Source organism: Methylibium sp. T29-B (assembly GCF_000576225.1).
Taxonomy (GTDB): Bacteria; Pseudomonadota; Gammaproteobacteria; order Burkholderiales; family Burkholderiaceae_C; genus Methylibium; species Methylibium petroleiphilum.
This window is the reverse complement of the sequence record NZ_AZSN01000238.1, coordinates 1-3806: the sequence shown is the minus strand read 5'-3', so window position 1 is coordinate 3806 and position 3806 is coordinate 1. Positions and strand designations below refer to the sequence as shown.

6 protein-coding genes are annotated in these 3806 nt (G+C 71.3%); 5 read left to right on the top strand and 1 reads right to left on the bottom strand.

What is annotated here, in order from left to right; translation table 11 throughout:
• Nucleotides 1-896 (bottom strand): exodeoxyribonuclease VII large subunit (gene xseA / locus Y694_RS20315; protein ID WP_051495939.1); only part of this gene is annotated, 896 nt, incomplete at its 3' end.
• Nucleotides 897-1264: 368 nt separating this feature from the next.
• On the opposite strand from xseA, the gene Y694_RS20310 reads away from it, so the two are divergent.
• The 5 genes from Y694_RS20310 to Y694_RS20290 form a co-directional block, all read left to right on the top strand.
• Complete coding sequence (locus Y694_RS20310; RefSeq protein WP_036235916.1) at nt 1265-1906, top strand: MotA/TolQ/ExbB proton channel family protein; 642 nt, start codon at nt 1265-1267, stop codon at nt 1904-1906.
• 30 nt (nt 1907-1936) lie between these two features.
• Nucleotides 1937-2374, top strand: a complete 438-nt coding sequence (locus tag Y694_RS20305; RefSeq protein WP_036235919.1) for a biopolymer transporter ExbD — start codon at nt 1937-1939, stop codon at nt 2372-2374.
• Between the two features lie 17 nt (nt 2375-2391).
• Nucleotides 2392-3444 (top strand): tetraacyldisaccharide 4'-kinase, encoded by a 1053-nt coding sequence (gene lpxK / locus Y694_RS20300; protein WP_051495938.1) that lies wholly within the window; start codon nt 2392-2394, stop codon nt 3442-3444.
• Nucleotides 3445-3446: 2 nt separating this feature from the next.
• Entirely contained in the window at nt 3447-3644 is a 198-nt protein-coding gene (locus tag Y694_RS20295) for a Trm112 family protein (protein ID WP_036235914.1), read from the top strand.
• Nucleotides 3641-3806, top strand: a 166-nt coding sequence (locus Y694_RS20290; RefSeq protein ID WP_036235912.1) for a cytidylyltransferase domain-containing protein, incomplete at its 3' end; no start/stop codon positions are given. The genes Y694_RS20295 and Y694_RS20290, both read left to right, overlap by 4 nt.

The following is a 3806-nucleotide window of genomic DNA, read 5'->3' as shown; positions in this document are numbered from 1 at the left end:
CCGTCCAGGCGCAGCGCCACGCCGCGTCTGGCGCGCCGCTCCAGATCGTGCAGCACCGCCAGCGCCTCTTCGCGCGGCATGGCGGCCAGCTCGGCCGCAGCGGTCGGCGTCGGTGCGCGCAGGTCGGCGGCGAAGTCGACCAGGCTCACGTCGGTTTCGTGGCCGATGCCGGCGATCACCGGGATGCGGCTGGCCGCGACGGCACGCACCACCAGCGCCTCGTTGAAGGCCCACAGGTCTTCCAGCGAACCACCGCCCCGGGCGACGATCAGCGTGTCGGCCCGGCCGTGCCGTCCGGCGGTCTCGATCGCTGCGGCCAACGCCGCCGGGGCCTCGGCGCCCTGCACCGGGCTCGGGTAGACGATCACGCGCACCTGCGGCGCTCGGCGCTGCAACGCGGTCAGCACGTCGTGCAGGGCCGCCGCCGCAAGCGACGTGACCACGCCGATGCAGGCAGGGTGGCGGACGATCGTTCGTTTGCGCGTCGCGTCGAACAGGCCCTCGGCCTCGAGCTGGGCCTTGAGCCGCAGGAAGCGCTCGTAGAGGGCGCCTGCGCCGGCACGCTGCATCGATTCGACGACGAACTGCAGTTCGCCACGTGGCTCATACACCGCCAGACGACCGCGCAACTCGACGAGATGCCCCTCCTCGGGCGCGAAGTCGAGCAGGCTCGCGGCACGGCGGAACATCGCGCAGCGCAGCGCGGCCGTGCCTTCGGCGTCCTTCAGCGTGAAGTAGCAATGGCCGCTGGCGGCTCGGGTGTAGCCGGACACCTCGCCGCGCACGGCGACGGACGCGAAGCGCGCCGCCAGCGTGTCGGCGACCGCATGCACCAGCGCAGCGACCTCCCAGACCCGGGGCCCGATGGCACGGCCTGCGCCCTCCTCCACGGGCATCACGCCACGCGCCGCGGGGCGATCAGCCGTGGCCATCGCAACGGCCTCGATACGCTCCGAGCCCCCTCGAAATGCGGGGCCGGAACTCCACAGCCGCGCCAAATAAGGCCGCGCACCACACTGACCCCGTCATGAGCCTGTCAAAGTTGTGCAAGCCTTTGATTCCAAAGAGTTTTTTTGTGCTCATTGTTTGAGCAATCTGTTCGCGGCCTTGACTGGCGGGCGTTTGAGGCGGGGGGCGAGGTGGTTGCCCACAAAGTTATCCACAACAACGGTGGACGAATGCGGCAACGAACTCGAGGGGCTGTCGCGGCAGGCACCACCTGGGCCGGGCCATAATCGCCGCGACCCGAATCAGGAGAACCTCGTTGTTTTCGATCATACAAGCCGCGGGCTGGCCGATCTGGCCGCTGATCCTGTGTTCCATCGTTGCGCTGGCGCTCGTGATCGAGCGATTCAGCAGCCTGCGCACCGTGCGCGTCGTGCCGCAGCGACTGCTCGATGAAGTCATCTCCGTCACCAGCAAGAGCCTGCCGGCGCCCGAGGTGGTGAACAAGCTGTCGGCCAACTCGGTGCTGGGCAGCGTGCTGGCCAGCGGCCTGCGCGCGGTGATCGCCGACCCGCGCATCACAGAGGACGGCCTGCGCATCGCCTTCGAGACCGCCGGACGTGCCGCCGTGCACCGTCTCGAGCGCTACCTGAACACCCTGGGCACGATCGCCTCGGCAGCGCCGCTGCTGGGGCTGTTCGGCACGGTGGTGGGCATGATCGAGATCTTCGGCTCGCAGGCCCCGGCCACCACCGCCGGCGTCGGCGGCAACCCGGAGCAACTGGCGCACGGCATCTCGATCGCGCTCTACAACACGGCCTTCGGGCTGGTGGTGGCCATCCCGTCGCTGATGTTCTACCGCTACTTCCGCGGGCGAGTCGACGAGTACACGATCGATCTCGAGCAGGCCAGCGAGCGCATCATGCCGCACCTGCTGCGCTTCACTTCGCGCCAGAACTGAGCAGCGGCACCGGGCCCGACGACCATGGCGATGAACTTCCGCCACCGCCGCAGCGAGGAGCCGGAGATCAACCTGATCCCGTTCATCGACGTGCTGCTGGTGATCCTGATCTTCCTGATGCTCTCGACCACCTACTCCAAGTTCACCGAGTTGAAGGTGAACCTGCCGGTGGCCGATTCGGAACGCGCCCGCGACTATCCGAAGGAGATCATCGTCGGCGTCGCGAGCGACGGGCGCTACACGGTCAACCGCGACGCGGTCGCGGGTCGTGACCTCGCCACGCTGACAGCCGCCCTGGCTGCCGCCGCCGCGGGCCAGAACGACCGGGTGGTGATCGTCTCCGCCGACGCGAGTGCGGCCCACCAGAGCGTGATCAATGTGCTGGACGCGGCCCGTCGTGCGGGACTGCAGCAGCTGACGTTCGCGACCCAAGGCAGCCGCAACGGCGCCGATGCCGAGCCGCGTTGAATGCGGACCGGCCCCGCGTGCCCTGGCGCGCACGCTCGAAGCCTCTGACCCAGCAGTGGCTGCGCCGCGGGCCGGTGGCCTGGGCGCTGCGGCCGCTGGCGGCGCTGTACGGCGCGGCCGTGGCGCTGCGCAACCGTCGCTACCGGCTCGACCCCGGCCGCAGCATGCGCGTTGGCCGGCCGGTCGTGGTGATCGGCAACCGCATCGCCGGCGGTGCCGGCAAGACGCCCACCGTGATCGCCGTGCTGGCCCATTTGCGCCGCCAAGGCTGGCAGCCCGGCGTGGTGTCGCGCGGACACGGCCGCACTGACCTCGGCGTGCAGGCGGTCGCCGCCGACACGCCGGCCGATGTCGTGGGCGATGAACCCCTGCTGATCCACCTGCGCAGCGGCGCGCCGGTGGTGGTCGGCCGCGACCGCGTGGCGGCGGCCGCCGCGCTGCTGCGGGCCCGGCCGGAGATCGACGTGATCGTTGCCGACGACGGCTTGCAGCACCGCCGCCTGGCGCGCGATGTCGAAGTCGTGGTGTTCGATGCTCGGGGAGCCGGCAACGGCTGGCTGCTGCCGGCGGGCCCGCTGCGCGAGCCGATCGACACGCCGACCGGCGCCGGGACCGCGCTGGTGCTCTACAACGCCGACCGGCCCAGCACGCCGCTGCCCGGCTACGCGACGCGACGCGCGCTGACCGGCGCCGTGGCGCTCGCGGCGTGGTGGCAGGGCACGCCGGCTGCCGCCGCCACGCTCGATTCGCTGCGCGGCAGGCCCGTGCTCGCCTGCGCCGGCATCGCCCAGCCTCAGCGCTTCTTCGAACAGCTGCGCCACGCCGGCCTGGACGTGCAGGAGCAGGCCCTGCCCGACCACGCGGCGTTCGACGCCCTGCCCTGGCCGGCCGCGACCGCCGACGTGATCGTGACCGAGAAGGACGCCGCCAAGCTCCCGGTCGACCGCGTCCGACGCGAGCGGCCCGGCACGCGGGTCTGGGTCGCGCCGCTAGACTTCTCGCCCGAGCCGGCATTCTTCGCCGCACTCGACACCGCACTGGCCCCACTGTCACCGCGCCGCGAAGGATGAGCATGGACACCCGATTGATGGACCTGCTGGTGTGCCCGATCTGCAAGGGCCCGCTGACGCACGATCACGCCAGCCACGAGCTGCATTGCGCGGCCGACCGGCTGGCGTTCCCGATCCGCGACGGCATTCCGGTGATGCTCGAATCGGAGGCGCGCGCACTGGACGAGTCGCCCTCGCAGGCCGCGCCCCTGTCGGAATGAGCTTCACGGTCCTGATCCCGGCGCGGCTCGGTTCGAGCCGGCTGCCGGACAAGCCCCTGGCCGACATCGCCGGCCTGCCGATGGTGGTGCACGTGGCGCGGCGCGCCCTGGCCAGCGGCGCGGCGGCGGTGGTGGTGGCGGCCGACGACACGCGCACGGTCG

Coding starts and splice junctions, on each gene's coding strand:
- Y694_RS20305 (WP_036235919.1), top strand. CDS start 1,937: ATGAACTTCCGCCACCGCCGCAGCGAGGAGCCGGAGATCAACCTGATC.
- Y694_RS20295 (WP_036235914.1), top strand. CDS start 3,447: ATGGACACCCGATTGATGGACCTGCTGGTGTGCCCGATCTGCAAGGGC.